Source organism: Streptomyces flaveus, assembly GCF_014647675.1.
Lineage (GTDB): Bacteria > Actinomycetota > Actinomycetes > Streptomycetales > Streptomycetaceae > Streptomyces > Streptomyces flaveus.
Map to the genome: position 1 here is coordinate 103,828 of NZ_BMPQ01000018.1, position 3,811 is coordinate 107,638.

Consider the following 3,811-nt stretch of genomic DNA (forward strand, 5'->3'; position numbering starts at 1 on the left):
ATGCCTATCCGTGGTCGGGCACGGTGCAGTCGAAGGCGTGCAGATACGGGTTGACCGGCCGGACGTCGTCGATGACCAGTCCCGCATCGGTCAGCCGGCGGGTCATGCTCTCGGTGGTGTGCTTCGCCCCGCCGACGTTGAGGAGCAACAGCAGGTCCATGGCGGTGCTGAACCGCATCGACGGGGTGTCGTCGACGAGGTTCTCGATGACCACGACCCGTGTCCCGGGTCCGCCCGCCTCGATGACGTTGCGCAGGGTCCGGGCGGTGCTGTCGTCGTCCCACTCCAGGATGTTCTTGATGACGTACGCGTCTGCTCCCACCGGGACATCCACCCGGACGTCGCCGGCCACGATGCGCACCCGGTCCGCGAGCGCGCCTCCCGTACGCAGCCGTGGATCGGCGTTCTCCACGACGCGCGGCAGGTCGAGCAGCGCGCCGCGCATCGAGGGGTACTTCTCCAGCAGGCTCGCCACCACGTGCCCCTGGCCGCCCCCGATGTCGGCGACCGACGAACTCCCCGACAGGTCAAGGAAGTTGGCGACGTCCTGCGCGGACTGCACGCTGGAGGTCGTCATGGCGCGGTTGAAGACGTCGGCCGATTCCGGGGCGTCCTCGTTGAGGTAGGTGAAGAACTCCTTTCCGTACAGGTCCTCGACGACGTTCCGGCCGGTGCGTACCGCCTCGTCCAGCCTGGGCCACGCGTCCCAGGTCCATGGCTCGGTGCACCACAGCGAGATGTGGCGCAGGCTGTGCGGGTCGTCCTCGCGCAGCAGCCGGGACATGTCGGTGTGTGCGAACGTCCCGTCCGGCCGCTCGGCGAAGACGCCGTAGCAGGACAGGGCCCGCAGCAGCCGTCGCAGCGGCCGGGGTTCGGTCTTCACCGCGGCCGCGAGGTCCTCCACAGCCTGGGGACTGTCGCCGAGAGCGTCGGCGACCCCCAGCCGGACGGCTGCGCGGAGGGCGGCGGCACATGCCGCGCCGAACACGAGTTCCCTCAGCCTCATGGACGGCGGTGGGGTGGTCTGTGCGGTCGTCATGTGCCGCGTTCCTTCCTTCACTTCACTGCTCCGCGGATGGATACCGGGGGATGGACACCGGGTGGATACGGCCGGCCGGTCAGCACAGTCCCGCGGGCCTGGACACCCGGCAGGAGTTGCCTGCGAAGGTGTTGCCCTTGCCGGTGTCCGTGTTGACGAGGTCGGCCGGGGCGTTGCCCGCCAGCCGGTTGCGGCTGATCCGGTTCTGCTCGCTGGTGACGCCCACCATGCTCTTGAACAGGACGATGCCGCCCGACAACGGCGAGGTGCCGACGTTGTCCGTGATCTCGTTCCCGGTCACGAGGGTCTTCTCGGCGCCGGTCAGGACGATGCCGGAGCCCTGCAGAAAGGGCAGCCGTTCGGTCTTCGGGCAGAACTTGTTGTTCCGCGTGATGTGGTTGTCGCGTACGGCCAGGTCGCCGGCCCTCGGCTTGTTCTCGTCACCGACGACGAAGACTCCCGCGCAGTTGCCGGTGACGTCGTTGCCCGCGACGCTGAGGTTCCGCAGTCGCCGGACGGTGACGCCGATGCGGTTGCCCTCCAGCCGGTTGTGCTCCACCACCGCGCCCCGGGCATTCGTGGCGCCCTCCTCGGCCGTGATCGTGTTGGCGAGGAACAGGCCCGCGTCGCCGTTGTCCCGGGCGGTGTTCCACCGGAACACGCCGCGGACGGAAGCCTCTTGGGCGATGCCCCACACCCCGTTCTTCACCGCGGTCACGTTCCGCACGGTCAGCCTGTCGGTGGCCGTGCTGTAGATCCCGTTCTTGGCGAAGCCGGTCACCTTCAGGGCGGCGATGGTGACGTCCTTGACGTTGCGGTTCTTCGTCCCCACCACACAGATGCCGTTGCCGCCCTTGGCACAGCTGTTGGCGGCCCTCTTCGTGGCGGGTCTGATCACGGTGCCGCCGCCCATGCCGCGCAGTGTGAGCCCGGGTGTGCTCACCTCGACGCTCTGGCGGTAGGTGCCGCGGTGCAGGAGAACGGTGTCGCCCGGTTCGGCGGCGTCCACCGCCTGCTGGATCGACTCTCCGGGATGGACCACGTGGGTCGTATGGGCAGCGGTCGACGGGGCGGCCCCGAGCCCCGTCCCGATGACCGCCGCGGCGCATGCCAGGTAGGCGATATGTTGTTTCATCATATTCCGCACGCTATGCCCCAATTTTTCCCCGGCAAGGCCGAATAGGCCATCTGGCGGCACGCCCTCCGCGTTGCCGTGGCTCCGCGTTGCCGTGGCCTGGATCACACGGGCCGGATTGAGTTGAGCACCCGGTGGTTGTCCGTATTGGGCTGTGACGGCCCAATGCCGGTGCAAGGATGAAGCCCGCCATGAGTGCTGGACGGAGTGTTCGTACGCTGAGGGCCGCGATGTTCGCGGTCGTCTGCGTGCTGTTCGCTGTCCAGGGACACGTGATGACGTCCGGTGTCGCGGTGCCCGTCTGGGCACTGGCCGCCGGAGTCGTCGCGGCGGGCGGCATGGCGTGGGGTCTGGCGGGCCGGGAACGCGGACTCTTCGTGGTCGGTTCCCTCGCGGTCGCCACCCAGGTGGTCCTCCACGCGTTGTTCTCGCTCGCGCAGGCGGTCGTACGGCCGGAGCCGGCCCATGGGGCGTCCTTCGCCCAGCGGTGGGTGCGCCATCTGCTGTGCACGCCGTCGGGAAGCGGCCCGCGCTCCCCCGACGCGGCGACGACCGCGCACTCCATGAGCCACGACATGGCGGGGACGGCAAGCATGCCGTCCTCCATGGACTCCGCAGCGTCCACGGCCTCCACGGCCCACGCGGGTCATCTCATGGACGGCATGTCCCCCACCGGCATGCTCGCCGCTCACCTGGCCGCCGCCCTGCTGTGCGGCCTGTGGCTCGCCCACGGTGAGCGCGCAGCCTTCCGCATCCTGCGGGTTCTCGCCGGGTGGCTCGTCGCGCCGCTGCGGCTGCCGCTCCGGCTGCCCTCGCCGCCGTACCGCCCGCGCGTCCGCGCCCTCCGGGACGGCTCGGGTCACGCGTTGCGGCAGCTCCTCCTCGTGTACGCCATCACTTCTCGGGGTCCGCCCGCCCGGCCCGCTGTCCTCTGACGACAGCCGGAGCCACCAACAGTCACCGGAACCGCCGAGCCCTCTTCTGCTGGGCCTGGTTCCCGGACCCCGAGAAGGACACAGGTGTTCACTCCTGCCCTGCACAGCTCGCCCTGCCCGCACGACGAGTCGATAACCTCCTGGGCGCTCGCCGCCCGCGGCGGTGACCTGGACGCCGTCGAGAAGTTCGTCCGCGCCCTCCACCGGGACGTCAGCCGCTACGTGACGTACCTCGGCGCCGACCCGCAAGCCGCCGACGACCTGACCCAGGACACCTTCCTGCGGGCCCTCGGCAGCCTGCACCGTTTCGAAGGCCGTTCCTCGGCGCGCAGTTGGCTGCTGGCCATCGCGCGTCGCGCGGTCATCGACAACCTCCGGTACTCCTCCGCCCGGCCCCGCCTGTCGGACCGGGACAACTGGCAGTCGGCGGCCGAACGCGCCCAGCCACGCGGCCTGCCGGGCTTCGACGACGGCATCGCCCTCGCGGAACTGCTGGCCGCACTGCCCGACGACCGCCGCGAGGCCTTCGTACTGACCCAGATGCTGGGCCTGTCGTACGAGGAGGCAGCGCGGGCCGGCGGCTGCCCGGTCGGCACCGTGCGCTCACGCGTGGCCCGCGCCCGCAGCTCACTGATCGAGTCCCTGTACGAGGCCGAAGGCCATCGGCCGCTGGCCGCGGCGGCTGCCTGATATCCCGTACGG

The 3,811-nt window shown here is 70.1% G+C and carries 4 protein-coding genes; 2 read left to right on the forward strand and 2 right to left on the reverse strand.

What is annotated here, in order from left to right:
• Window positions 1-4: 4 nt before the first annotated feature.
• Window positions 5-1,039 carry a methyltransferase gene (locus IEZ21_RS29595; RefSeq protein WP_189324915.1) on the reverse strand — a complete coding sequence of 345 codons (1,035 nt, stop codon included), beginning with the start codon at window positions 1,037-1,039 and terminating at the stop codon, window positions 5-7.
• Window positions 1,040-1,118: 79 nt separating this feature from the next.
• On the reverse strand, window positions 1,119-2,177 hold the full coding sequence (locus IEZ21_RS29600; RefSeq protein WP_189324916.1) for a right-handed parallel beta-helix repeat-containing protein: 1,059 nt from the start codon (window positions 2,175-2,177) through the stop codon (window positions 1,119-1,121).
• Window positions 2,178-2,365: 188 nt separating this feature from the next.
• Between IEZ21_RS29600 and IEZ21_RS29605 the strand changes: the two genes are divergently transcribed.
• On the forward strand, window positions 2,366-3,109 hold the full coding sequence (locus tag IEZ21_RS29605; protein WP_246568244.1) for a hypothetical protein: 744 nt from the start codon (window positions 2,366-2,368) through the stop codon (window positions 3,107-3,109).
• An 84-nt stretch (window positions 3,110-3,193) separates the two neighbouring features.
• Complete coding sequence (locus tag IEZ21_RS29610; RefSeq protein WP_189324917.1) at window positions 3,194-3,799, forward strand: sigma-70 family RNA polymerase sigma factor; 606 nt, start codon at window positions 3,194-3,196, stop codon at window positions 3,797-3,799.
• The last annotated feature ends 12 nt before the right edge of the window (window positions 3,800-3,811 follow it).

Bases quoted from the DNA above. Each gene is read 5' to 3' on its own strand.
- IEZ21_RS29595 (WP_189324915.1), bottom strand. From the start codon at position 1,039: ATGACGACCGCACAGACCACCCCACCGCCGTCCATGAGGCTGAGGGAA.
- IEZ21_RS29600 (WP_189324916.1), bottom strand. From the start codon at position 2,177: ATGATGAAACAACATATCGCCTACCTGGCATGCGCCGCGGCGGTCATC.
- IEZ21_RS29605 (WP_246568244.1), top strand. From the start codon at position 2,366: ATGAGTGCTGGACGGAGTGTTCGTACGCTGAGGGCCGCGATGTTCGCG.